Source organism: Streptomyces sp. B93 (assembly GCF_018070565.1).
GTDB lineage: Bacteria > Actinomycetota > Actinomycetes > Streptomycetales > Streptomycetaceae > Streptomyces.
On the sequence record NZ_JAGPXL010000027.1, the window covers coordinates 16,704 to 40,484 of the forward strand.

At 72.9% G+C, this 23,781-nt stretch carries 21 protein-coding genes; 11 read left to right on the forward strand and 10 right to left on the reverse strand.

Features of this window, described 5'->3' with window-relative positions; genetic code table 11:
- The first annotated feature begins 69 nt into the window (after positions 1-69).
- From speB to KBY47_RS23575, 4 genes are all read left to right on the forward strand, one after another.
- On the forward strand, positions 70-1,008 hold the full coding sequence (gene speB, locus KBY47_RS23560; protein WP_210923888.1) for an agmatinase: 939 nt from the start codon (positions 70-72) through the stop codon (positions 1,006-1,008).
- A gap of 64 nt (positions 1,009-1,072) precedes the next feature.
- Positions 1,073-2,050, forward strand: a complete 978-nt coding sequence (gene cs1, locus KBY47_RS23565) for a clavaminate synthase Cs1 (RefSeq protein WP_210923889.1) — start codon at positions 1,073-1,075, stop codon at positions 2,048-2,050.
- Between the two features lie 167 nt (positions 2,051-2,217).
- A complete protein-coding gene (gene argJ / locus KBY47_RS23570) occupies positions 2,218-3,393 on the forward strand; it encodes a bifunctional glutamate N-acetyltransferase/amino-acid acetyltransferase ArgJ (RefSeq protein WP_374103101.1) in 1,176 nt (391 codons plus the stop codon).
- A gap of 124 nt (positions 3,394-3,517) precedes the next feature.
- Complete coding sequence (locus KBY47_RS23575) at positions 3,518-5,170, forward strand: ABC transporter substrate-binding protein (RefSeq protein ID WP_210923891.1); 1,653 nt, start codon at positions 3,518-3,520, stop codon at positions 5,168-5,170.
- Here the strand turns inward: KBY47_RS23575 and KBY47_RS23580 are convergent.
- The gene (locus KBY47_RS23580; RefSeq protein WP_308405253.1) at positions 5,146-6,528 is read right to left on the reverse strand and encodes a LysR family transcriptional regulator; all 1,383 of its coding nucleotides are present in this window, start codon (positions 6,526-6,528) and stop codon (positions 5,146-5,148) included. The two genes, KBY47_RS23575 and KBY47_RS23580, sit on opposite strands and share 25 nt — an antisense overlap.
- Before the next feature lie 205 nt (positions 6,529-6,733).
- Entirely contained in the window at positions 6,734-7,480 is a 747-nt protein-coding gene (locus tag KBY47_RS23585; RefSeq protein WP_210923892.1) for an SDR family NAD(P)-dependent oxidoreductase, read from the reverse strand.
- 172 nt (positions 7,481-7,652) lie between these two features.
- Here KBY47_RS23585 and KBY47_RS23590 point away from each other — a divergent pair, with 172 nt between their 5' ends.
- The 4 genes from KBY47_RS23590 to KBY47_RS23605 are packed head-to-tail and all read left to right on the forward strand — an operon-like array spanning position 7,653 to position 11,416.
- The gene (locus KBY47_RS23590; protein WP_247695120.1) at positions 7,653-8,912 is read left to right on the forward strand and encodes a cytochrome P450; all 1,260 of its coding nucleotides are present in this window, start codon (positions 7,653-7,655) and stop codon (positions 8,910-8,912) included.
- Positions 8,909-9,124, forward strand: a complete 216-nt coding sequence (locus KBY47_RS23595) for a ferredoxin (protein ID WP_210923893.1) — start codon at positions 8,909-8,911, stop codon at positions 9,122-9,124. Before KBY47_RS23590 ends, KBY47_RS23595 begins: the two co-directional genes overlap by 4 nt.
- Positions 9,125-9,164: 40 nt before the next feature.
- Positions 9,165-10,466, forward strand: a complete 1,302-nt coding sequence (locus KBY47_RS23600; RefSeq protein ID WP_247695121.1) for a serine hydrolase — start codon at positions 9,165-9,167, stop codon at positions 10,464-10,466.
- Complete coding sequence (locus KBY47_RS23605) at positions 10,463-11,416, forward strand: EamA family transporter (protein WP_210923895.1); 954 nt, start codon at positions 10,463-10,465, stop codon at positions 11,414-11,416. Before KBY47_RS23600 ends, KBY47_RS23605 begins: the two co-directional genes overlap by 4 nt.
- Here the strand turns inward: KBY47_RS23605 and KBY47_RS23610 are convergent.
- The 7 genes from KBY47_RS23610 to KBY47_RS23640 all read right to left on the reverse strand — a co-directional run bounded on the left by KBY47_RS23610 (position 11,365) and on the right by KBY47_RS23640 (position 19,927).
- Positions 11,365-12,393: a GNAT family N-acetyltransferase gene (locus KBY47_RS23610; protein ID WP_210923897.1), complete on the reverse strand. Its 1,029-nt coding sequence runs from the start codon at positions 12,391-12,393 to the stop codon at positions 11,365-11,367. The two genes, KBY47_RS23605 and KBY47_RS23610, sit on opposite strands and share 52 nt — an antisense overlap.
- An 11-nt stretch (positions 12,394-12,404) precedes the next feature.
- Positions 12,405-14,066, reverse strand: coding sequence for an ABC transporter substrate-binding protein (locus tag KBY47_RS23615; RefSeq protein ID WP_210923899.1), 1,662 nt, complete (start codon positions 14,064-14,066; stop codon positions 12,405-12,407).
- On the reverse strand, positions 14,063-15,208 hold the full coding sequence (locus KBY47_RS23620) for a GNAT family N-acetyltransferase (RefSeq protein ID WP_210923901.1): 1,146 nt from the start codon (positions 15,206-15,208) through the stop codon (positions 14,063-14,065). Before KBY47_RS23620 ends, KBY47_RS23615 begins: the two co-directional genes overlap by 4 nt.
- On the reverse strand, positions 15,205-16,509 hold the full coding sequence (locus KBY47_RS23625; RefSeq protein ID WP_210923904.1) for an ATP-grasp domain-containing protein: 1,305 nt from the start codon (positions 16,507-16,509) through the stop codon (positions 15,205-15,207). Before KBY47_RS23625 ends, KBY47_RS23620 begins: the two co-directional genes overlap by 4 nt.
- Before the next feature lie 200 nt (positions 16,510-16,709).
- Positions 16,710-18,194 carry a penicillin-binding protein 2 gene (locus KBY47_RS23630; RefSeq protein ID WP_210923906.1) on the reverse strand — a complete coding sequence of 495 codons (1,485 nt, stop codon included), beginning with the start codon at positions 18,192-18,194 and terminating at the stop codon, positions 16,710-16,712.
- A 125-nt stretch (positions 18,195-18,319) separates the two neighbouring features.
- Entirely contained in the window at positions 18,320-18,820 is a 501-nt protein-coding gene (locus tag KBY47_RS23635; protein ID WP_210923908.1) for a DUF4396 domain-containing protein, read from the reverse strand.
- A gap of 63 nt (positions 18,821-18,883) precedes the next feature.
- Positions 18,884-19,927 (reverse strand): Ku protein, encoded by a 1,044-nt coding sequence (locus KBY47_RS23640; protein ID WP_210923910.1) that lies wholly within the window; start codon positions 19,925-19,927, stop codon positions 18,884-18,886.
- Between the two features lie 62 nt (positions 19,928-19,989).
- On the opposite strand from KBY47_RS23640, the gene ligD reads away from it, so the two are divergent.
- Positions 19,990-20,871, forward strand: a complete 882-nt coding sequence (ligD, locus tag KBY47_RS23645; protein WP_210923912.1) for a non-homologous end-joining DNA ligase — start codon at positions 19,990-19,992, stop codon at positions 20,869-20,871.
- Positions 20,872-20,950: 79 nt separating this feature from the next.
- The gene (locus KBY47_RS23650; protein WP_210923914.1) at positions 20,951-22,261 is read left to right on the forward strand and encodes a vanadium-dependent haloperoxidase; all 1,311 of its coding nucleotides are present in this window, start codon (positions 20,951-20,953) and stop codon (positions 22,259-22,261) included.
- Positions 22,262-22,274: 13 nt separating this feature from the next.
- On the opposite strand, the gene KBY47_RS23655 is transcribed toward KBY47_RS23650, so the two are convergent.
- A complete protein-coding gene (locus KBY47_RS23655) occupies positions 22,275-23,087 on the reverse strand; it encodes a nuclease-related domain-containing protein (protein WP_210923916.1) in 813 nt (270 codons plus the stop codon).
- Between the two features lie 184 nt (positions 23,088-23,271).
- Here KBY47_RS23655 and KBY47_RS23660 point away from each other — a divergent pair, with 184 nt between their 5' ends.
- Positions 23,272-23,703, forward strand: a complete 432-nt coding sequence (locus KBY47_RS23660; protein ID WP_374103105.1) for a dual specificity protein phosphatase family protein — start codon at positions 23,272-23,274, stop codon at positions 23,701-23,703.
- Positions 23,704-23,781 lie beyond the last annotated feature (78 nt).

Here is a 23,781-nt window from a genome sequence, read left to right on the forward strand (position 1 = left end):
CGCCCGCCCGCCGGGTCCCGTTCCCGGCCGCCGTCGATTCCCATGATTCCCAGGAGGGGAGCTGAAGCCGTGGAGCGCATCGACTCGCACGTCTCACCCCGCTACGCCCAGATCCCCACGTTCATGCGGCTGCCGCACGAGCCGGACCCCCGTGGCTACGACGTCGTGGTCATCGGGGCGCCCTACGACGGCGGCACCAGCTACCGGCCCGGCGCCCGGTTCGGGCCGCGGGCCATCCGCAACGAGTCGGGGCTCATTCACGGTGTCGGCATCGACCGCGGCCCCGGCACCTTCGACCTGATCAACTGCGCCGACGGCGGGGACATCGACCTCACCCCGTTCGACATGAACATCGCCATCGAGACGGCGCGGGAGCACCTGTCCGGGCTGCTGAAGCACAACGCCGCCTTCCTGATGCTGGGCGGCGACCACTCGCTGACGGTGGCGGCGCTGCGGGCGGTGGCCGAGCAGCACGGCCCGGTCGCCGTGGTGCACCTGGACGCCCACTCCGACACCAACCCGGCCTTCTACGGCGGCCGTTACCACCACGGCACACCGTTCCGGCACGGCATCGACGAGAAGCTCGTCGACCCGTCGGCGATGGTCCAGATCGGCATCCGGGGCCACAACCCCAAGCCGGACTCCCTGGACTACGCCCGCGGCCACGGCGTACGCGTCGTCACGGCCGACGAGTTCGGCGACCTGGGCGTGCGCGGCACCGCCGACCTGATCCGGGAGCGGGTGGGCGGGCGGCCGGTGTACGTGTCCGTCGACGTCGACGTGGTGGACCCGGCGTTCGCCCCCGGCACCGGCACGCCCGCGCCGGGCGGGCTCAGCTCGCGCGAGGTGCTGGCGCTGCTGCGCTGCGTCGGGGACCTCAAGCCGGTCGGCTTCGACGTGATGGAGGTGTCGCCGCTCTACGACCACGGCGGGATCACCTCCGTACTGGCCACCGAGATCGGGGCCGAGCTGCTCTACCAGTACGCCCGCGCCCACCGCACCCAGTGAGCACCCAGTGAGCACCCAGTGAGCACCCAGTGAGCACAGTGAGATGTGAAGGAGACACCGCGTCATGACCTCTCCGATAGTCGACTGCACCCCGTTCCGTGCGGAGCTGCTCGCGCTCGCCGCGGAGCTTCCCCAGGTGCCGCGCGCCGATCTGTACGGGTTCCTGGAGAAGGCCGGGGAGCTGTCCGGGCGGCTGCCGCGGGAACTGGCGGCCGTGCTGGACGCGTTCAACGAGCGGGGCAGCGAGGACGGGTACCTCGTGCTGCGCGGCCTGCCCGTGGACGAGTCCGAGCTGCCGCCCACGCCCACCACCACCCCGGCGCCGGTGGACCGTCCACTGCTGGTGATGGAGGCGATGCTGGCGCTGACCGGCCGCCGCCTCGGGCTGCACACGGGGTACCAGGAGCTGCGCTCCGGCACGGTCTACCACGACGTGTACCCGTCGCCGGGCGCCCACTACCTGTCCTCGGAGACCTCCGAGACCCTGCTGGAGTTCCACACGGAGATGGCGTACCACGTCCTCCAGCCGAACTACGTCATGCTGGCCTGCTCCCGCGCGGACCACGAGCGCCGCGCGGAGACGCTCGTGGGGTCGGTGCGCAAGGCGCTGCGGCTGCTCGACGACGAGACGCGGACCCGGCTGTTCGACCGCAAGCTGCCGTGCTGTGTGGACGTGGCGTTCCGCGGCGGGATCGAAGACCCGGGCGCGATCGCCCAGGTCAAGCCGTTGTACGGCGATGTGGACGACCCCTGCCTGGGGTACGACCGGGAGCTGCTGGCGCCGGTCGACCCGCTGGACAAGGAGGCCGTGGCGGTGCTGTCGAAGGCGCTGGACGAGGTGACGGTGAGTGTGAAGCTCGTCCCCGGCGATGTGCTGATCATCGACAACTTCCGCACCACGCACGCCCGTACGCCGTTCTCGCCGCGGTGGGACGGCAAGGACCGGTGGCTGCACCGGGTGTACATCCGGACCGACCGGGCGGGGCAGCTGTCCGGCGGGGAGCGGGCGGGCGACGTGGTGTCGTTCACGCCTCGCGGCTGACCGTCGTAGCGTTTCGGCCCCCGCCGTGGCCGCCGGCTCGTCCGGGTGGCGCGGCGGGGGCCGTCGCGCGTCCCCGGCATGCGTGAGCGGCGTGCGCGAGCGGGCGTGCATGACTATGCCGCACAATGGGAAACAATGCAGCGACCGTCGTCCTCCCTGAAGGAGACATGCACATGCCCGAGTCCACACCCCGGGGATTCGTCGTCCACACCGCGCCGGTGGGTCTGGCCGACGACGGCCGGGACGACTTCACCGTGCTCGCCTCCACCGCCCCGGCGGTGGTCAGCGCGGTCTTCACCCGCTCCCGGTTCGCCGGGCCGAGCGTGCTGCTGAGCCGGGAGGCGGCCGCCGACGGGCGGGCGCGCGGCGTGGTGGTGGTGGCCCGCAACGCCAACGTGGCCACCGGAAGGGAGGGCGAGGCCAACGCCCGCGAGGTGCGCGAGTCCGTCGCCCGGGCGATCGGGGTGCCCGGGGACGAGCTGCTGATCGCCTCCACCGGGGTGATCGGCCGCCAGTACCCGATGCCGCGCATCCGGGACCACATCAAGACGCTGACCTGGCCCTTCCCCGAGGGCGGCTTCGACCGGGCGGCCCGCGCGATCATGACGACCGACACCCGGCCGAAGGAGGTCCGGGTGAGCGTCGGCCCGGCGACCCTGGTGGGCATCGCCAAGGGCGTCGGCATGCTGGAGCCGGACATGGCGACGCTGCTGACGTTCTTCGCCACGGACGCCCGGCTCGACCCGGCCGAGCAGGACCGGATCTTCCGGCGGGTGATGGACCGCACCTTCAACGCGGTGAGCATTGACACGGACACCTCCACCAGCGACACGGCGGTGCTGTTCGCCAACGGGCTGGCCGGGGACGTCGATCCGGCCGCGTTCGAGGAGGCGCTCCACACGGCCGCGCTGACCCTGGTGAAGGACATCGCCAGCGACGGCGAGGGCGCGAGCAAGCTGATCGAGGTCCAGGTCACCGGCGCCCGCGACACGGCCCAGGCCAAACGGGTCGGCAAGACGGTCGTCAACTCGCCCCTGGTCAAGACGGCGGTGCACGGCAGCGACCCCAACTGGGGCCGGGTCGCCATGGCGATCGGCAAGTGCTCCGACGACACCGACATCGACCAGGACCGGGTCCGCATCCGCTTCGGCGACGTGGTGGTCTACCCGACCGGGGAGAGCGGCGAGGACGACGAGACCCTGCGCGCCGCCGTCGCCGAACACCTGAAGGGCGACGAGGTCGTCATCGGCATCGACCTCGCCGTCTCGGACGGCGAGTTCACGGTGTACGGCTGCGACCTGACGGAGGGCTACGTCCGCCTCAACTCGGAGTACACGACCTGACCCACGCCTCTCCCGGGCTATACCGACCCCCACCCGGCTATGCGCACCCCCCGCTCCGGGCCCCGCACGGACGCCCGCCGGTCGCACGATGGGCTGACGGCAACCGCGTGAGGGGTGGAGGGACATGGAGAGCACAGGCGAGGGGTTCGGCGCGGCGGTGCGGGGGGTGGTCGCGCCGAGCGGGGAGACGGGCGGCACGCTGCGGCTCGTGCGGACGGACGACTTCGACTCACTGGACCCCGGGAACACGTACTACGCCTACACCTGGAACTTTCTTCGCCTCGTCGGCCGGACCCTGGTCACCTTCGACACCGCCCCCGGCAAGGCCGGGCAGCGGCTGGTGCCGGACCTGGCCGAGGCGTTGGGGGAGCCGTCGGAGGGCGGCCGGGTGTGGACGTACCGGCTGCGGGAGGGGCTGCGGTTCGAGGACGGTACGGCCGTCACCTCCGCGGACGTCAAGTACGCCATCGCGCGCAGCAACTACGGCACCGACGTGCTGGGCGCCGGGCCGACGTACTTCCGGCATCTGCTGGGCACCGACTTCGGCGGGCCCTGGCGGGAGCCGGACGTCGACGGGCCGGTGACGCTGGAGACGCCCGACGAGCGGACGCTGGTGTTCCGGCTGCGTGAGCCCTTCGCCGGGATGGACCTGCTGGCGACCATGCCGAGCACCACGCCCGTGCCGCGCAAGCTGGACACCGGCGCGGAGTACCGGCTGCGGCCGGTGGCGACGGGGCCGTACCGGGTCGCGTCCTACACCCGTGGCGAGCTGGCCGTGCTGGAACCCAACCCCCACTGGGACCCGGCCACCGACCCGGTACGGGTGCGGCGGGCCGCCCGGATCGAGGTCCACCTCGGCAAGGACCCGCACGAGGTGGACCGGATGCTGCTGGACGGCGCCGCCCACGTCGACCTGGCCGGGTTCGGGGTGCAGCCCTCGACGCAGGAGCGCATCCTCGCCGACCCGGCGCTGCGCGCCCACGCCGACAACCCGCTGACCGGCTTCACCTGGATCTACTGCCTGTCCAGCCGGATCGCCCCGTTCGACGACGTGCACTGCCGGCGGGCCGTCCAGTTCGCCACCGACAAGGCCGCCATGCAGGAGGCGTACGGTGGTCCCGTGGGCGGTGACATCGCCACCACGATCCTGCCGCCGACCCTCGACGGCCACCGCCCCTTCGACCGCTACCCGGTCGGCCCGGACGGCACCGGCGACCTGGAGGCCGCCCGCGCCGAACTCAGGGCCGCGGGCATGCCGGACGGCTTCCGGACGAAGATCGCCGCGCGCAAGGACCGGCTGAAGGAGTACCGCGCCGCCGAGGCGCTGGCGGCCGGGCTCGCCCGGGTCGGGATCGAGGCGGAGGTGCTGGACTTCCCCTCCGGCGACTACTTCGACCGCTACGGTGGCTGCCCGGAGTACCTGCGTGAGCACGGCATCGGCATCATCATGTTCGGCTGGGGCGCCGACTTCCCCGACGGCTACGGCTTCCTCCAGCAGATCGTCGACGGCCGGGCCATCAAGGAACGCGGCAACCAGAACATGGGCGAACTCGACGACCCCGAGATCAACGCCCTGCTCGACGAGGGCGCCCGGTGCGGCGACCCGGCCCGGCGCGCGGAGATCTGGCACACCATCGACCGGCTGACGATGGACCACGCCGTGATCGTGCCGTACCTGTACCCGCGCTCCCTGCTCTACCGCCACCCGGACACCCGCAACGTCTATGTCACCGGCTCCTTCGGGATGTACGACTACGTGGCGCTCGGCGCGGGCTGACGCGGCCGCCGGACCGGGCGGTACGGCACCGCCGTCCGGTCCACCGACCGGCAGGTCAGGGCGGCGTCCTGGAACTCGCCCTCGGAGCGGTCGAGTTGCCGCAGGAAGCGCCGGGTCGGGCCGGTCAGGCTGGTGCCGCGCGGGCTGCGCAGCAGCAGCCGGGCGCCGAGGTCCTGCTCCAGCCGGTGGATACGGCGGGTCAGCGCGGACTGGCTGATGGAGAGCACGGCCGCGGCCCGGTTGATGGAGCCGTGCCGGGCCACCGCCCGCAGCAGATGGAGGTCCTCGACGTCCAGTTTGCGGGCCCCCGGCGGCATCCCGGGTGACGGTTCCGCGCCGGGGTCCGTCCCGGGGCGCCGGCCGGACTGCTCGGCGTACCAGCGGGCCCACCAGCTCTCGTGCAGCAGGTCCCGGTGCCGTTCGGCGAAGCGCCGCAGATGGCTGTCGGCGATCAGTGCCGCCAGCCGTGCGGCGAGCGCGCGCGGCACGATCGTGGGGTCGACGAGCAGGCTGGTGGTGCGGCGCGGGCGTTCGACCAGGGAGCGTCGCACCAGCGACGGGGCGAGCACGGCCGGGTGGGTGGGCGAGCCCAGGCCCATGGCGTCCCCGCGGCGCAGGATGCCCCGGGCCACGGAGGCGCCGGTGACCTGGAGCCGGGCGGGGGCGGGCAGTCCGGCCGCCTGGAAGACCCGGGCGACCAGGACCTCGGCGCCGGGCCCGGTCTCGGACACCCAGTTCTCCTCGCGCAGGTCGCCGAGGGAGACCTGGTCGTGGCCCGCCAGCGGGTGGTCCCTGGGCAGGATGACCCACAGCGGGTCGTCGAGTATGTGGTGGCCGCGGGTGGCCCGCTCCACCGGCTCGCGCGGTGGTCCGAGGCTCCAGGTGCAGGCCGCGTCGACCTGGTAGCCCGCCAGCTCGGCCACCGCCTGGTGCGGGGAGTGGTGACGCACCGACAGCAGCAGGCCCAGGGTGGCCGCCGCGTCCTCCACGACCTGGTCGGGCAGCGGCTCGGTGGTGGCGATGGACAGCACCTCGGGCGCGTCGACGGCCTCGCTGCCGTGACCGAAGATGTGGGTGCGGGCGGCGAGGTCGATCTGGTGGAAGAAGCGGCGCCCGGCGGCCAGCATCCGGGAGCCCGCCGCCGACAGCCGCGCGGTGTGTCCGCCCCGCAGGGTCAGCGGCGTTCCGACCGCCCGGTCCAGCCGGTCCAGGCGCCGCTCCACGCTGCCGTGCCGGGTGCCGGTGCGCCGCGCCACCTCGGCGAGGTCGCCGCACTGTCCGACCGCGTCCAGCAGCGCCAGCTCGGCCCGGCTGAAGGGCGCCAGGATCTCCGTAGGGCATTCGTCCCGACCGGCAATGGAATTCGGCTCTGCACGAAGGTCTGCACGAAACTCTGACTCGATATACAAAGTCGGTTCCCTTTTCCGTCGAGTTTCCGCCGGTGTCCGTCTTTCTCAAGGGCTGGAAATCGATCGTAGGGAACGGTCCTCTTCGGGCTCTCCTCAGCGCCCACGGCGGAGAGAACCCGAAGAGCGCGGCGACAGCCGAGGGTGGCGGGGAACCTCAGGCCTGGTCGGTGGGGCGGATGAAGATCTCGTTGACCGTCACGTGCGGGGGCGCGGTCACGGCGTAGCGCACGGCCTCGGCGATGTCGGTGCTCTCCAGCTTGCGCAGCCTGCTGATCCGCTCCTCGTACGCCGCCTTCGTCGGGGCGTGGGTGATGTGCCCGCGCAGCTCGGTGTCGGTGGTGCCGGGTTCGATGACGACGACGCGGACCCCGCGCTCGGTGACCTCCTGGCGCAGGGTCTCGCTGAAGGCGTTCACGGCGAACTTGGTCGCCTGGTAGACGCCCGCGAAGCGGGTGACCACGCGCCCGGCCATGGACGACATCTGCACCACCGTGCCCTTGCCGCGCAGCAGGTGCGGCAGGGCCTCTCGGGTCATGTACATCAGGCCCAGGAGGTTGGTGTCGACCATCCGGGTCCAGTCGGTGGTGTCGGCGTCCTCGATCGGGCCGAGCAGCATCAGGCCCGCGTTGTTCACCAGGACGTCCAGGCCGCCGAGGGCCGCCACGGTGGAGCGCACCGCCTCCGCCACGGCCGCCTGGTCGGTGACGTCGAGTGCGAGGACGTGGACCTTGGCCCCGGCGGCGGTCAGTTCGTCGGCGAGGGCGCGCAGCCGGTCGACGCGGCGGGCGGCGATCGCCACGGCGGCGCCCTCGGCGGCCAGTGCGCGGGCGGTGGCCTCACCGATCCCGGAGCTGGCACCGGTGACGAGCGCGACCTTGCCCTGAAGTGCGGATGACATCATCTACCCCACATCGTGCGACCGTTGACGGTTCTCGATTTCCCGTTCCCGGAAAGTCTCCAGGCGTGGGCGGCGGATTTCAGCGGCCTGGTTATGACAGTCCCGGCCGGGTTATGCGCGGCCGGTGGCCCGCCCGGCCCGGTCCCGGAGGGCTGCGGCAGATTGGCTGGACGACATGGCACGGCAGCTGTGCAGCGACGGGCGGTGGATGATGAACGAGGCGGCGCCTCAGCAGAAGCGGACGGCACCGGCGTACCCGATGGCCCGCACCTCACCCGTGGACCCGCCACCCCCGCTCGCCGAGCTGCGGTCGGGGCGGGCGGCGAGCCGGGTGACCCTGTGGGACGGCAGCGAGGTGTGGCTGGTGACCTCGCACTCCGGGGTCCGTGCCGTGCTGGGCGACCGGCGTTTCACCGCCGTCACCAGCGCGCCGGGCTTCCCGATGCTCACCCGCACCTCGGCGCTGGTACGCGCCAACCCCAAGTCGGCGTCGTTCATCCGCATGGACGACCCGGACCACTCACGGCTGCGCTCGATGCTCACCCGGGACTTCCTGGCCCGCCGGGCGGAGGAGCTGCGGCCGACGGTGCGTGAGCTGCTGGACGGCATCCTCGCCGGGCTGGTCGCCGGTGAGCGGCCGGTGGACCTGGTCGCCGGGCTGGCGATACCGGTGCCGTCCCGGGTGATCACCCTGCTGTTCGGGGCGGGCGACGACCGCCGGGAGTTCATCGAGAGCCGCAGCGCGGTCCTCATCGACCGCGGCTACACCCCCGACCAGGTCGCCGCCGCCCGCGACGAACTCGACGGCTACTTGCGCGAACTGGTCGAGGACCGGCTCGCGGACCCCGGCGGGGACCTGATCAGCCGTCTGGTCCTCGACCAGGTGAGGCCCGGGAACCTGACCGTCGAGGAACTGGTCCCGATGTGCCGACTGCTGCTGGTCGCCGGGCACGGCACCACCACCAGCCAGGCGAGCCTCAGCATGCTCAGCCTGGTCACCGACCCGAAGCTGGCGGACGCCCTCACCGAGGACCCGGCGCTGCTGCCGAAGGCGGTGGAGGAGCTGCTGCGCTTCCACTCCATCGTGCAGAACGGCCTGGCCCGCGCCGCCGTGGCGGACGTACAGCTCGACGACGTGCTGATCAGGGCCGGTGAGGGCGTGGTGCTGTCGCTGTCGGCGGGCAACCGCGACGAACGGGTCTTCCCCGACCCGGACCGGATCGACCCGCACCGCGACGCCCGCCGTCACCTCGCCTTCGGGCACGGCATGCACCAGTGCCTGGGCCAGTGGCTGGCCCGGGTCGAGCTGGAGGAGATCCTCGCGGCGGTGCTGCGCTGGATGCCCGGGGCGAAGCTGGCGGTGCCGTTCGAGGAGCTGGACTTCCGCCATGAGGTGTCCAGTTACGGCCTCGGCGCGCTCCCGGTGACCTGGTGAGCGCCGAGCGCCCGGTCACGGTCGCCGTCGACACCGACGTCTGCTGCGCCATGGGGCGCTGCGCGGCCACCGCGCCCGGACTCTTCGACCAGGACCCGGACACCGGAACCGTGATCCTGCTCGACGCCACTCCCCCGCCCGAACTGCACGACGCGGCCCGGCTGTGCGCGGAGCTGTGCCCGTGCCAGGCCATCACCGTCACCGAGACCTGACGAGACCTGAGCCCGTACGGCCAGCGCCGACCAAGGAGCGATGATGATCGAAGCTGCCGGTTCCGCCCCGACCCTGGCGGCGCTCGCCGCGGACGGCTCCCCCCTCGGGAGCGCGGCCCGCTGGGCGGTGGAGCTGCTGACGGCCCCCGCCCTCCCCGCCGACGAGGCGCTGGCCCCGCGTTTCGTGCCCGCGTTCCTCGCCCGGCACCCGCGCGGTCTGGCGGCGACGCTCGCCGGGTGGCGGGCGCAGGGGCCGTTCACGGTGGCGGAGTACCAGCCGGTCGCCCACAAGGGCTGGGTGGTGCTGGCCGACCCGGCCGGGACCCGGCACACCCTGTCGCTGACCCTGGACTCCAACGGGCTGATCCGCGTCCTCGCCCTCCAGCCGGAGACCGTGGTGCCCGAGGTGCGCTCGTGGCCGGAGCTGGAGGAGGCGCTGCGCACGGACGGCGTCGAGCACTCCTTCCTCGCCGCCCGGCTGACGCCCGCCGGGCCCGTCGTCCTGCACGAGACGGCCGCCGACCGGCCCCGGCCCACCGGGTCGGCGTACAAGCTGTATGTGCTGCGGGCCCTGTTGAAGGCGGTCGAGCGGGGCGAGGTGGCCTGGGACGACGAGGTCACCGTGCGGCCGGAGCTGCGCAGTCTGCCCACCGGCGACATGCAGGACCTGCCGGACGGCACCCGGGTGACGGTCCGCGAGACCGCCCACAAGATGATCGCGATGAGCGACAACACGGCCGCCGACCTCATCGCCGACCTGGTCGGCCGGGAGGCCGTGGAGGACAGTCTCGCCGACTCCGGGCACCACGACCCCTCCCTGCTGCGGCCGTTCCTGAGCAGCCGTGAGGTCTTCGAACTCGGCTGGGGCGAGGCCCGGTTGCGTCAGCGCTGGGCGGCCGGGGACGAGGCCGCGCGCCGGGAACTGCTGCGGGAGATCGCCCGGCCGCTGACGGTACGCGGCTCGGACCTCGGTGCGACGGTCCACCAGCTCGGCCTGGACTGGCACATGACGGCGTACGACGCGCTGCGCGTCCTCCAGCGGCTGCGGGAGGACGGAGACCGGGACGCGAGCGGCACGGTCGAGGAGATCATGACCACCTATCCCGGCGTCCCCGTGGACCGGGAGCGCTGGCCGCGGGTCTACTTCAAGGCCGGTTCCTCACCGGGCGTGATGATGTTCTGCTGGCTGCTCCAGGACCGGGCCCAGGACGCCTACGTGGTGGTGCTGCAACAGGCCGCCGACGAGCAGAAGCCCATCGGGGACGGGCTGTTCCTGCGCGGGCTCGGCGCCCGGGTCATCGAGTCGGGCCTGCTGACCCGCTCGGCGGGCGACCTCCGTTGAGCGTCCGGGACCGGCTGCTCGCGGTCTTCGTCGCCGTGCTGTGGGGGCTGAACTTCCTCGCCGTGCGGATCGGCCTCGACCACTACCCGCCGTTCTTCCTGTCGGCGCTGCGGTTCCTGGTGCTGGCGGTGCCGGTGGTGCTGTTCGTGCCCCGGCCGAAGGTGCCGCTGCGCTGGCTGCTGCTGTACGGGGCGGGCTTCGGGGTGTTCCAGTTCGGGCTGCTGTTCCTCGCCATCGACCGGGGCATGCCCTCGGGGCAGGCGTCGGTGGTGGTGCAGGCTTCGGCGCCGTTCACGGTGCTGCTGGGGGCGCTGCTGCTGGGGGAACGGATCTCCCGACGGCAGCTGGCCGGGATCGCGCTGGCGGTGCTGGGCATGGCCGCGATCGCGGTGGAACGCGGGCGCACCGCCGCCCTGTTGCCGCTGCTGCTGACCGTGCTGGCGGCGCTCGGCTGGGCGCTGGGCAACATCGCCGCCCGGCAGGCCCGCCCCGACCATCCGCTGCGGTTCGCCCTGTGGATGTCGGTGATACCGCCGCTGCCGCTGCTGGCGCTGTCCGCCGTCGTCGAGGGCCCGGCGGCGGGCTGGCGGGACCTGGGCGCGTCGTTCGGCGCGGACGGCTGGCCGGGCCTGGTGGCGGTGCTGTACATCGCGCTGGCCGGGTCGGTGGCCGGTTCGGGGATCTGGACGACGCTGCTGAAGCGCTACGAGGCCGGGGTGGTGGCGCCGTTCTCGATGCTGGTGCCGGTGGTCGGGGTGGCGGTCGCCTGGCTGGCCCTGGACGAGCGGCTGACCGGCTGGGCGGCGGCGGGCAGCGTGACCGTGGTGGCGGGCGTGCTGCTGGGTTCGGCGTCGGGACGCCGGGCGCGGCGCGCGTCCGGCGTCCCGGTGGCCGGGCCCTACGCCCCGGACGGGTCCACGTCCCGGGTCCAGGACACCAGCCGCTCGTAGGGCTCGAAGCCCATCGCCTCGTTGACGGCGATCATCGGCCGGTTGGTCTCGTCGTTGGCGGTCTCGATCAGCCGTACGGCGGGTTCCTCCCGCAGCACCCGTTCCAGGTTGGCCAGCTTCAGCAGCAGTCCCAGACCGTGCCCGCGGTGCGCGCGGTGCACCACGGTCATGCCCTGGAGCAGGAATTCGGGGTTGCCGGTGGTCTTGGAGACGCTGGTGTACCCGGCGAGTTCACCGCTCGCGTCGTGCACCACGCCGGTGTGGTACGCCCGCCGCCCCCGGCCGACCCGCATCCGCTCGAACTGCCGGGCGTAGCTGGTGCGGACCTCCTGCTGGGCGGTGTCCGCGGGCGCGTCGCCGAGGGACAGCTCCAGCGCGGAGACCGGCACCGCGTACTCGTCGGGCGTGATCGTCCCCCAGGTGACCAGCGAGTACCCGGCGGGCGTCGCGGGGACGCCGTCCGCGAGCGGGTCGTGCCGGTTCAGGTCGAGCCACTGCCGCAGCCCGCCCGGCCCGGCGCCGCGCACGGCGCCCATGGCGGTGGCGAACGCGGCGGGTACGGCGCCCAGCGGCGGCCCGTCCGGCAGGCCCTCGGCGAGGGTGGCCACCAGTGTCGTACGGCCGTGCTTGCGGGCGAGTTGGAGGGCGTGGCCGTGCAGGGTCCGGCCGAGGCCGCGGCGGCGGGCGGCGGGGTGGACGACGAGCTGGTCCACCACGGCGACCGGTGCGCCGTCCGGGAGCACCAGCCGCAGCGCGCCGACCACCCGGCCGTCCTCGCGCACCGCCCAGTCGTCCAGGGCGGTGCCGGGCGGCGCGAAGCGCAGGGAGCCGGTCAGGTCGGCGGCGCAGGGGGGCGCGCTCAGCGAGTCGGTGTCGGCGTGGGCGGACGCGGCGAGCAGGTCGAGCCACTGGGCGACGGTGTCGCCGTCGTCTGCCGCCAGGGGGACGAACTCCAGGTCGGACGGGACGTGGTTCATACGGGGTTCCCTCACGAGGTCGGTGCTTGTGCGGTCAGGCCCATCGCCTGGATGTCGTACAGGCCGAACGCCGGGTGGACGTAGACGTTGGTGACCCAGGGGTTGCGGTGGTGCAGGGTCTTGTCGTGGACGAGCGGCAGCAGTACGGCGTGGTCCATGACCCGGCGTTCCACCTCGCGCCAGCGGCGGGTGCGCGCCTCGGGGTCGGTGGTGTGCAGGGTCTCGTCGATGAGGCCGTTGATCACCGGGTCGTCGAGTTCGGGGAGGTTCCAGTTGCCGCCGTTGCGTTTGATCTGACGGCCGTCGACGAGGGGGGCGAGGAAGCCGTACTCGGTGGGGAAGTCGGCGCCCCAGTCGGTGACGAGGAGTCCGAGCCGGTGTCGGCGCACGGTGCCGGGGTGCCCGCTGCCGAGGCTGAAGTACGTCGCCACGTCCAGCTCCTTGACGGTGAGCCGGATGCCGACCCGGGCCACGGACTCCACCAGCGCGTCGGCGACCAGGCGGAACTTGCCGCGCTGGGTGCCGATCACCGCCTCGAAGCCGTCGGGGAGCCCGGCCGCCGCGAGTTCGGCCCGCGCCGCTTCCAGGTCGCCGCGCAGGTCGGGGCCGCTGGGGTAGGGGTCGTAGCCGGGCTGGTGGGCGGGGAGGCGGGGCGGGAAGAGGGCGGTGGTGAGGTCGCCGCCGGTGACGGGTCCGCCGCGGGCCTCCTGGAGGAGGACGCGGTCGGCCGCGTACTGCACGGCCCGGCGCACGTGCACGTCGCCGAAGGGCGGGATGTGCGGCTGCATGGCGACGAAGTGCAGGAAGCTGGTGCGGGGGTTGTCGGTGCGGGCGCGCAGTACGGGGTCGGTGGTGACGCGGGCCTGGGCGGCGTGCTGGATGCCGCGGCCCTCCAGGTTGATGTCGAACTCGCCGTCGATCAGACGGGCGTCGAGGTCGTCGACGTCCAGGCCGATGGTCAGCTCCACCCGGTCGGGCAGCGCGGGCCGGACGGGGTCGGTGGCCGGGTCCCAGTACGGGTTGCGCTCCAGGTGCAGGAAGGCGCCGGGGCGGTGCTCGGCGACCCGGTACGGGCCGCTGGAGCGCGGGTCCTTGCCGTACTCGGCGCCGGTGTCGGCGTGCCGGGGCACGGGCGCGGCGCAGGGCTGGGCCATCAGATGGTCGAAGTCGGAGAACGGCTGGTTGAGGTGGAAGACGATGGTGTGGTCGTCGGGGGTGACCACCGACCGCAGCGGCTCCCGGGTGCGGTACGGGCCGGGGTAGGGCCGGGCCGGGTCGTCGAGGAGCGGGACCAGGTAGGTGGGGCCGCCGGGCAGCACGTCCTGGGCGAACACCCGCTGGACGGCGTACCGCACGTCGGCCGCGGTGACCGGCGTGCCGTCGTCGTAGCGCAGGCCCTTGCGCAGCCGGTACGTCCAGGTCCGGCCGCCGTCGCCGACCTCGCCGGGCCCGGCGGCGAGGTCCGGCACCGGCACCAGGCCGCCGGGGCCCGGGTCGGTCGGGTACGCCATCAGGGTGCGGTTGAGCAGCCGTTGCAGCAGCCACACCCACACGTAGTACGTCCGCGCCGGGTCGAGCGAGTCCACGTCGGCCGACGACACCAGCCGCAGGGTCCCGCCGCGCCGGCCGGAGGGGTTCACCATGGCGCCGACAGCGGCGTCCCAGCCGGTCATCGTGGGTTCCTCTCGGGGTCACTGGCGGGGAGCCGCAGCAGGTAGGAGTGTTCCTGGCTGGCCAGGCAGCCGCGGGCGAGCTTGGCCTCGACGCTGCCGATGCCGGCGTGCAGGACGGTGACGCCCTGGGCGGCGGCGGCCTCCAGGACGCGGTAGTACAGGACGTCGTAGTAGAGGGGCAGCTTGCCCTGGGCGTCGTAGTCGAAGCCCGCGCGGTGGCCGAACCACTCCTCGCGGCCCCGGGACCGGGAGCGCAGCACCATGCCGAAGCCGACGACGGCGCCGTCCTTGCGGGCGACGGAGACCATCACGTCGTCGCCCATCACCTCGGCGATGAAGGCGATCAGGCCCGCCGAGTGCTCGGGGCTGGCCGGGTTGCCGTACTTGCGCAGCAGGTTGCAGTCGAGCTGGCCGAGCCGGGGCACCAGGTCCGCGGTGAGCGGTTCGACGCGGACGTCGACCCCCGCCTCGGCGAGCGCCCGGCGCTCCAGGCGGACCCGGCGGCGGCGGTGTTTGCTCATCTCGGCGAGGAACTGGTCCCAGCCGCCCGGCGGGATGGGCAGCCAGGCGTAGTGCGCGGAGGGGTGGGAGCGGTAGCCGCGCTCGCGCAGCAGCTCCACCAGGCCGGTGTCGCGTTCGTCGACGTGGGGGAAGCAGACGCTGGCCGCGCCCCGGTCGGCGGCGAGCCGTTCGGCCTCCGCGACCAGCGCGGCCACGTCCGCCGGGAGCGCGTCGGGCGCGGCGAGCGGGCGGGTGCGGCCCAGGTGGCGACCGCCGCAGACCAGGGACGGCAGCAGGGCCGCCGGGTCGCCGCCCGCGGTGTCCGCGAGCCGGACGGCGGCCTCGGGCTCCTCGTCCGCGACGGCGCGGGCGAGCATCGCGTCGGGGCGGGCCAGCAGCCAGGGCACCGAGTCGTCGGCCCAGGCGGTCACCAGGGCGGCGACGGGCCGCCCGGCGCGGCGGCGGACCAGGAAGTCCATGGTGGTGCCGGAGTTGCGTTCCTGCACCGCCAGCCAGCGGGGGGTCTGGAAGAAGTCCTCGGGGCCTACGAGTCCGCCCCAGCCCGCGCCGGGGAGCGCGGCGGCGTCGGGCACCCGTACGACGTCGTGGGCCTCGCGGGCGGCGGTCGTACCGGCGCTCACGGGCGCTCGTCCCGTTCGTCCTCCTCGACCACGAAGTCGAGGAGTGCCGCCGCCTTGTCGGCGAGGGCCTGTGCTTCGAGCCGGTCGGGCCCGTTGCAGTAGGTGAAGCCGACGCAGGAGGAGTTGTCCATGCGCTGGAGGAGCTTGTCGCCCTTCTCCACGTGCAGCAGCACCTGTACGCCGGGCACCGCGGCGGCGGCCTCGACGCCGTCGACGCGCTTGAGGGTGCCGCGCCGGGCCGGGTAGATCATGCGGACGGCGGCGCCGCCGTTGTGGACGACGGGTTCGACCGGCGGGACCTCGCCGATCGCCAGCAGCCAGGCGTCCAGGATCGGGCTGCGGCCGGTGACGTCGGTGACCAGCATGGTCATACAGCTCGACGGGGTGCGCGGGTTGGCCTCGATGACCCGCCAGCCGGTCTCGGTACGCCGCACCTCGGTGTGGCAGGGGCCGTGGTCGTAGCCGATGGCCGCCAGGGTCTCGCGGACGACGGTGTAGAGGGCGTCGCGCTCGTCGTCGGGGAGCGGCACGGGGAAGGTGTGGCCGCACTCGATGTAGGCGGGGTCGCCGAAGAGGTCCTTGGAGGTGACGCCGAAGACATGGGTGTGGCCGTTGACGGTCATCGTCTCGACGCTGACCTCGACGCCCTCCACATAGGTCTCCAGCAGCACGTCGCCGGAGCGGGGCTGGCCGCGCAGGCTGTGCCGGATGCCGGACAGCTCCTCCCAGGCCTCCTCGAGCTGGGCCATGTCGTCGACGCGCCGGACGCCGTAGCTGATGGCCTCCGCGGGCGGCTTGGCGATCATCGGGAAGCCGAGCCGCCGGGCCGCCTCGTCGAGCTGGTCGCGGCTGCCGACCAGCAGGTGCGGGATGTTGTACGGCACGTCGCCGAGGGCGACCCGCAGCCGGTCCTTGACGTTGGCGGTCTCCACGGCGGCGGGGTCGGGGCCGGGCAGGCCGAGCCGCCGGGCCGCCTGGGCGGCGAGGACGGTGTGGTAGTCGGAGAACGACGTGAGGCCGTCCACCCGGGGGCGCCCGTCGGCGTCGGTGACCGCGGCGAGGACGGCCTCCAGGTCGGTGGTGTCGACGTCGATCACCCGGTCGACGGCGGCCGCGATCGGCTGGGCGTCCCAGTCGTGGCCGTGGGCGTACCAGTCGCGGTCGCCGGTGAGCAGCCAGACCTCCAGGCCGTGCTCCCGGGCCTGGTTGAGCCCCAGGACGAAGGGGTGGTGCAGCATGTGCTCGACGATCGCGACGCGCTTGCCCGCGAACTTGGCGTAGTCGGCCAGGGGTGTGGTCATCGAACCGCCTCCGTCATTCAGCCGTGCAGTCGACCGGACTTCAGGGACAGTTGACCGCGCCGTGCGGCGCCGGGGCACGGGTTGCCGGGCGGTGCGCATAGGCGGCGGGCGAGGCGCATAGGGAAGGCCTTGGTGGCCCCAGGGAGAAGCCGAACGGCCCCCGCCCGGGTGGGCGGGGGCCGTTGCGTGGCGGTCGCGGGTCAGTCCTGGAGCACGGCCTGCATCACGCTGCGCGCGATGGGCCCGGCCAGGGAGCCACCGGAGATCTGCTCACGGGAGATGTCCATCTCGGTGGGGTCGATGAACACCGCCACCGCGACGGCCTGCCCGTCGGACTTCACGCCGTACGAGACGAACCAGCCGTACGGCACCTCGTCGCGGACGTCCACACCGCGCTGGGCGGTGCCGGTCTTGCCGCCGACCGTGATGCCGTCGATGAGGGCGCGCTGGGCGCTGCCCTCGCGGGCGGTGTGCTCCATCATCTCCCGGACCTTGCCGGCCGTCTCGGAGGAGACCGCCTGGCTCATCTCCTCGGGCTCGTTCTTCTCCAGGGGGTCGGAGTTGGGGGAGCGCACCTCGTCGACGATGTAGGGCTGCATGACCTTGCCGTCGTTGACCATCGCGCCGGTGACCATGGCCATCTGGAGCGGGGTGCTGGTGAGGCTGCCCTGGCCCATGCCGGTGAGCGCGGTGCCGGGCTTGTCGAGGCCCTCGGGGTACAGGCTCTTCACGGCGCGCAGGTCGCCGAAGTCGGAGGAGTAGACGTCCTCGTTGAAGCCGAACTTCTCGGCGGTCTCCCGCATCTTGTCGGCGCCGACCTTCAGGGCCGCGTCGAGGAAGACGTTGTTGCAGGAGTACTGCATGGCGGTCTTCATCGACGCCTTGTCGCACACCGCGTCGCCGGCCTGGCTGCCGATCTTGTTGGTGGACTGCGGCAGCTGGTACGGCGACTGGGCGTCGGTGCGGGCGTCGACGTCGGTCACCACGCCGTGCTCCAGGGCCGCCGCGGCGGTGAGGATCTTGAAGGTGGAGCCGGGCGGGAAGGTCTCCCGCAGCCCCCGGTTGGCGAGCGGCTTGCTCTTGTTGTCGTTGAGCTCCTGGAACAGCTCGCCCTCCTTCAGGCTGTTGCCCGCGAAGGTGCCGGGGTCGGCGGAGGGGGTGGAGACCAGGGCGAGGATCTTGCCGGTGCGCGGGTCGAGGGCGACGACCGAGCCACGGGCCTTGAGGTCGGTGAGCCCCTTGTAACCGGCCTTCTGGGCCTCGGGGTCGATCGTGGTGATCACGTCACCGCCGCGCCGCTCCTTGCCGGTGACGACGTCGGTGACGCGTTCGAACGCCAGCCGGTCGTCCTGGCCGCTGAGCACGCTGTCGTAGGTGCTCTCCAGCAGGGTCATGCCGACGGACTGCGAGGCGTACCCGGTGACCGGCGCGTACATCTTGCCGTCCTCGTAGGTCCGCTTGTACTCCAGGTCGGACCCCTCCGTCTTCACGGAACCCGTGATCGGCTTCCCGGCGACGATGATGTCGCCGCGCGGCGCCGAGTACTGGTTGATCAGTACGCGCCGGTTGCGGTCGTCCGTCGCGAGGTCCTCGGCCTCCACGTACTGGAGCCAGTTGGCCCGGACCAGCAGCGCGAGCATCAGAAGGCCGCAGAAGATGGCTATGCGCCTCAACGGCTTGTTCACGCGTCACCACCTGTTCGGGCGTGAGTCGGAGTGGAAACAACCATGCCGCTACTTTATGGCCCACGGGAAAGGGCAGTTGCGAGCACCGGTCACAGGGCTGTCACAAGGGGCGCGCGGGCTCGGTCTCAGTGCAGGGCGTGCACCACGGCGTGACCCTTGCCACGGCCGATCATCCACTTGTTGACCGGCGTGGTGATCACGAAGGCGACCGCGAAGCCGCCCAGCAGGGCGTACCAGAACAGGCCCTCGGACAGGTGGGCGTCCATGGCGCCCGGGGTGAGGGCGATGATCGCGTTGTCGACGAGTTCCATCACGGCGATGGAGACGGTGTCGGCGGCGAGCGCCACCTTGACCGCGGCCCTGAGGTCGAGCCCGGCCCGCAGGACGGCGTACAGGGTGAAGGAGTAGCCGAAGAGGAACGCCAGGGCTATCGCCAGCGCCATCGTCGGCACGTTGCCCCACATCAGGGCCGTGCCGATCACCATGCCGAGGACCTCGCCGACGGCGCAGCCGGTGAGGCAGTGCAGCGTGGCCTTGACGGCCATGTTCCAGGAGGCACCGGGGGTGCCGTGACCGTGGGCGGCGTGGGCCGGGTGTGCGCTGTGGTCGTGAGCGGTGTGATCCATGCCCGGGACTTTATACCCCCCAGGGGTATGCGACAAGGGGTTTGGACGGCTCTCGGCAGGCCGTCAGGCGGAGCGCTTGCGGGAGGCCGTCTTCTTCGCCGTCGTCTTCTTCTGGGTCTGCTTCTCGGCCTGGCCCGACTTCGAGGCGGCCGCCTTCTTCGCCGTCGACTTCCCGGCCGCGGGCTTCTTTGTCGCCGTGGACTTGCGGGCGGCGGCCGTCTTCTTCGCGGGCGCCTTCTTCGCGGTCGACTTCTTCCCCCCGGTCTCCTTGGGCGCGGCCCGGCCCGTCCCGCCCGGGAGCCGTCTGACCTCACCCGACTCCGCCTCCTCCCCGCGCGACTCCTTGGCGGCGCGGACGCTGTTCTCCAGGGCGGCCATCAGGTCCAGCACCTTGCCGCCCTCGGCACGCTCGGGTGCCTCCGGCGGCGCCTCACCGGCCGCCTTGGCCGCGATGACCTCCTCCACGGCCTCGCGGTACTCGTCGTGCAGATCGGCCAGGTCGACCTCGCCGAGGGTGTCCATCAGGGCGTCCGCGAGATCGAGTTCCTTGTCGCGGACCGTGACCCCGGCGTCCGGCGCGACGCCCTCCGGGGCGCGCACCTCGTCGGGCCAGAGCAGCCCGTGCATGGCGATGGCGTCGCCGACGACCCGGAGCATGCCCAGGCGTTCCCGGCCGCGCAGCGCGAACTTGGCGATGGCGACCTTGTTGCTGCGCTTGAGGGCCTCACGCAGCAGGGTGTACGGCTTGGCGGCGGGCGCCCCGCCCGCGGCGAGGTAGTAGGCGGCGTCCATCTGGAGGGGGTCGATCCGGTCGCCCGGGACGAAGGCGACGATCTCGATCGTCTTGGCGGTCGGCAGCGGCAGATGGGCGAGGTCCTCGTCCGTGATGGGGATAATCGTGCCGTCGGCGTCCTCGTACCCCTTGCCGATCTCCGACTGGGTGACCTCGCGCTCCTCCAGTTCGCAGACCTTGCGGTAGCGAATGCGCCCGCCGTCCTCCGTGTGGATCTGGCGGAACGAGATCGAGTGGCTCTCGGTGGCGTTCACCAGCTTGATCGGGATGCTGACGAGCCCGAAGGAGATGGCTCCGTTCCAGATGGACCGCACGAGCCGCACCTCTTTCAGATGGTTTGCACGTTTTCATATGACTTACATGAGATTCTCATCGTATGGCTCCCATCACAGACGTGGAGGGGCGACGGATCGCGCTGAGCAACCTGGAGAAGGTCCTCTATCCGGCGACCGGCTTCACCAAGGCCGAGGTGCTGCACTACTACGCGACCACCGCCGAGGTCCTGCTCCCCCATCTGCGCGACCGGCCCGTGTCCTTCCTGCGGTACCCCGACGGACCGGACGGCCAGGTCTTCTTCACCAAGAACGTGCCGCCGGGCACCCCCGACTGGGTCACCACCGCCGAGGTGCCCCGCGTCGAGGGGCCCTCGCGGATGGTGCTGGTGCAGGACCTGCCGTCCCTGATGTGGGCCGCCAACCTGGTCACCGAGTTCCACACCCCGCAGTGGCCGGTCGGGGCGCCCGGCGAGGCCGACCGGCTGGTGTTCGACCTCGACCCCGGCACCCCCGCGACCGTCGTCGAGTGCTGCGAGGTCGCGCTCTGGCTGCGGGAGCGGCTGGCGGCCGACGGCTTCGAGGCATACCCGAAGACCTCCGGCTCCAAGGGGCTGCACCTGCTGGCGGCGGTGCGCCCGGCGCCCTCCGAGCGGGTGAGCGACTACGCCAGGGAACTCGCGGTGGCGGCGGAGCGGGCGATGCCCCGGTTGGTCGTACACCGGATGACGCGGAGCCTGCGGCCGGGAAAGGTGTTCGTCGACTGGAGCCAGAACGCCGCACGGAAGACCACCGCCACCCCCTACACCCTGCGGGCCCGCCCCCGGCCCCTCGTCTCGGCCCCGGTGACCTGGGAAGAGGTCGAGAACTGCGGGGCGCCCGAGCAACTGGCCTTCACCGCCTCGGACCTCGGCCCCCGGGTGCAGGACTACGGCGATCTGCTGGCCCCGCTGCTCGACCCGGACCACGCCGGTCCGCTGCCCTAGCCCGCCGGGAGCGCCCGGGAGGGGGCGCGTCCGGCCCGCACACTCATCAGCCTCGTCAGCCTCGTCAGCAAGGAGCCGCATGGACGCCCGACCACCCTCCCGCACCCTCGGCCGCACCCTCCTGACCGGCCTCACCGGCCTAGCCCTGGCCGCCGTCCCCTGCACCGCGACCGCGACTGCCGCGCCGGAGCCGACCACCGGCGCCGAGGTGGTCCTGGACTGGAACAGGACCGCCGAGGCCGTACTCAACCAGGACGCCAAGCTGTACTCGGCCGAGCAGTTCGTCTGGCACGGCTTCGTCTCCGCCGCCGTCTACAACGCAGTCGTCGGCATCGAGGGCCACTTCAAGCCCTACAAGTGGCGGGTCAGGGGCCCGCACGACGCCTCACCCGAGGCAGCCGCGGCGACCGCCGCGCACCGGGTGCTGAGCACCTACTTCCCGGCGTCGAAGTCCCGCCTCGACACCGCCCTGCACGAGTCGCTGGCGAAGATCCCCGACGGCCCCGCCGAGGACCGGGGCGTCACCTTCGGCGAGCGGGCCGCACGCCATCTGGTCCGGCTGCGCGCCCATGACGGCCGGGACGCCAAGGTGACCTACGACCGGCCGCCCACGGCCGGCGTCTGGCGGCCCACCCCGCCCGCGAACGCCGAGTTCGCCCTGCCGTGGCTGACCCGCACCCGCCCGCTGCTGCTCGACTCCCCCGGCCAGCTGCTCCCGGAGCCGCCGCCCGCGCTGACCTCCCGGCAGTACGCCGCCGACGTGGCGGAGGTACGGGCGCTGGGCGGGAAGGACAGCACGGCGCGCACCGCACGGCAGACCGAGACCGCGCGGTTCTTCGCCGACGTGCTGCCGGTGCAGTTCCAGACCGCCTACCGCGGCTGGGCCACCCGGCACGGCCTCGACCTGGCGGAGACGGCGCTGCTGTTCGCCGCCGCCAACACCGCGACCGCCGACGCGACGATCTCCGCCTGGCACGCCAAGTACACCCACGCCCAGTGGCGCCCGATCACCGCGATCCGGCTCGCCGGCACCGACGGCAACCCCGCCACCGAACCCGACCCGGACTGGGAACCCCTGCTGCGCACCCCCGCCTACCCGGACTACGTCAGCGGCCACTGCGCGGTCGACGGCGCCGCCGTGACCGTACTGGACCTGCTCGGCGACCGGCTCGGCGACCGCGCCCGGGACGGCGACGACCTCGACCTGCGCATCGCGTCGGCGGTCACCGGCACCACCCGCACCTACCACAGCGCCGCCGACTTCAACCGGGACGTACGGGACGCCCGGGTCCTCGGCGGGGTGCACTTCCGCACCAGCGACGACGTCGGCAACCGGATGGGCAGGCACATCGGCCACCTGTCCGTCGAGCGGCACTTCACCCCGGTGTGATCACCGGCGTGGCTCAGAGCCGCGCCCAGGTGTGCCGGTCCCGGGCCATGGCGTGCAGCGCCTCCACGTCCGCCGGTTTGAGCACCCCGCCCAGCCGGAGCAGGGTGCCGAGGTCCGCGTCGGTGAGGACGCGGACCTCGCGCGGCGGCACGGTGAAGGTGAGCGCGCTGGGTTCCACCACGGCCAGCACCGGGCGCACCTCGGCGGTGAGGGCGTGGGAGGCGCGGGCGGCGTCGGCGCGCACCCGGCGCAGCAGCGGCAGCGGTTCCCGGCGGCCCGGCGCCACCATCGGGTCGGCGATCCGCACCCGCTGCCTGCGGGCGTACAGGCTGTGTACGGCGAACAGTCCGCCCGGGCCGATCAGCAGGTGGTGGACGCGGTCGCCGCCGGGCAGCGGCAGGGAGTGCAGGGCGTGCCAGCCCGCCGCGTCCATCCGGTCCAGCGCCTCACCGACGGTCCGCTCGGCCTGGAGCCGGTGCCGCCTGGGGTCGGTGCGGAGCCTGCGGGTGGGGCCGGGGTCCCGGTCGAGGTCGACCAGGAGGGCCTCGCCGGGGCGGTTGGGGGCCAGGTCGTCGTCCGGGTGCAGGGAGAGCCTGGCCAGCTCGGCGGGGGTCGGCACAGGGGGCGGGCCGACGGCGACCTCGCCGGTGAGGAAGGGGCCGAGGGCTTCGAGGACGTCGTCCCTGCGGTCGTCGCTGAGCAGGTTCACCCGGGCCGCCTCACGGTCGTACCAGGCGATGTTCCGACCGTCGGTGAGACAGACGTAGAGGCGTTCCTGGCCGTGTCGCCAGGCCGGTACGACGCGCAGTTGGCTCGTTCCGCTCATGCACATCACCCCACGACCATGGGAACAGGCGGGGTGCTGCGCGGGCAAGAACCCGGCTACCTTTGAGAGGAGTTGACCGGGTCGTTCCGAGTCGGTTGGGGAGGCGCCCTTGCACAGCCGTGGTGCGGAAGGTGAGGTTCCGGCTCCGGAGAGTCCCTGGAACGAGATCGTGCCCGGTCTGTGGATGGGCGGCCACCAGTTCGCCAGGACACCGGGACGGCTGGAGTCCGCGGTGGTCAGGGACGACTTCGACCTGGTGCAGAGCCTGCTGCGGCTGCCCGGGCACGGGCCGGACCCCGGTGTGGAGCACCAGGTGTGGCCCATCCCGGACGGGCCCCTGGACGGCACCCAGCTGGCGGGCGTCATCCGGCTCGCCGAGGCCGCCTGCGCGGCGCTCGACCAGGGCCGCCGGGTCCTCGTCCGCTGCTTCCACGGCTACAACCGCTCCGGACTCGTCGTCGCCCACGCCCTGATCCGCCGAGGACGCTCCGCCGAGGACGCCGTCCGCCTGATCCGCGGCCGCCGCTCTCCCTGGGCCCTGCACAACGACCTGTTCGTCGAGTACCTCCGGGCCGGTCTGCCGACCGCACGCCTCCTGGAGGAACTGGCCGAATAACGCCGCAGGCCCCGACAGCCCAGGCGAGAAGGCCGCGGCCGGTACGCCCGCATAAGGTGTACGGCGCCAGCCCCGATT

Bases quoted from the DNA above. Each gene is read 5' to 3' on its own strand.
- cs1 (WP_210923889.1), top strand. From the start codon at position 1,073: ATGACCTCTCCGATAGTCGACTGCACCCCGTTCCGTGCGGAGCTGCTC.
- argJ (WP_374103101.1), top strand. From the start codon at position 2,218: ATGCACATGCCCGAGTCCACACCCCGGGGATTCGTCGTCCACACCGCG.
- KBY47_RS23575 (WP_210923891.1), top strand. From the start codon at position 3,518: ATGGAGAGCACAGGCGAGGGGTTCGGCGCGGCGGTGCGGGGGGTGGTC.
- KBY47_RS23585 (WP_210923892.1), bottom strand. From the start codon at position 7,480: ATGATGTCATCCGCACTTCAGGGCAAGGTCGCGCTCGTCACCGGTGCC.
- KBY47_RS23590 (WP_247695120.1), top strand. From the start codon at position 7,653: ATGGCACGGCAGCTGTGCAGCGACGGGCGGTGGATGATGAACGAGGCG.
- KBY47_RS23600 (WP_247695121.1), top strand. From the start codon at position 9,165: ATGATGATCGAAGCTGCCGGTTCCGCCCCGACCCTGGCGGCGCTCGCC.
- KBY47_RS23610 (WP_210923897.1), bottom strand. From the start codon at position 12,393: ATGAACCACGTCCCGTCCGACCTGGAGTTCGTCCCCCTGGCGGCAGAC.
- KBY47_RS23615 (WP_210923899.1), bottom strand. From the start codon at position 14,066: ATGACCGGCTGGGACGCCGCTGTCGGCGCCATGGTGAACCCCTCCGGC.
- KBY47_RS23625 (WP_210923904.1), bottom strand. From the start codon at position 16,509: ATGACCACACCCCTGGCCGACTACGCCAAGTTCGCGGGCAAGCGCGTC.
- KBY47_RS23635 (WP_210923908.1), bottom strand. From the start codon at position 18,820: ATGGATCACACCGCTCACGACCACAGCGCACACCCGGCCCACGCCGCC.
- ligD (WP_210923912.1), top strand. From the start codon at position 19,990: ATGGCTCCCATCACAGACGTGGAGGGGCGACGGATCGCGCTGAGCAAC.
- KBY47_RS23650 (WP_210923914.1), top strand. From the start codon at position 20,951: ATGGACGCCCGACCACCCTCCCGCACCCTCGGCCGCACCCTCCTGACC.
- KBY47_RS23655 (WP_210923916.1), bottom strand. From the start codon at position 23,087: ATGAGCGGAACGAGCCAACTGCGCGTCGTACCGGCCTGGCGACACGGC.
- KBY47_RS23660 (WP_374103105.1), top strand. From the start codon at position 23,272: ATGGGCGGCCACCAGTTCGCCAGGACACCGGGACGGCTGGAGTCCGCG.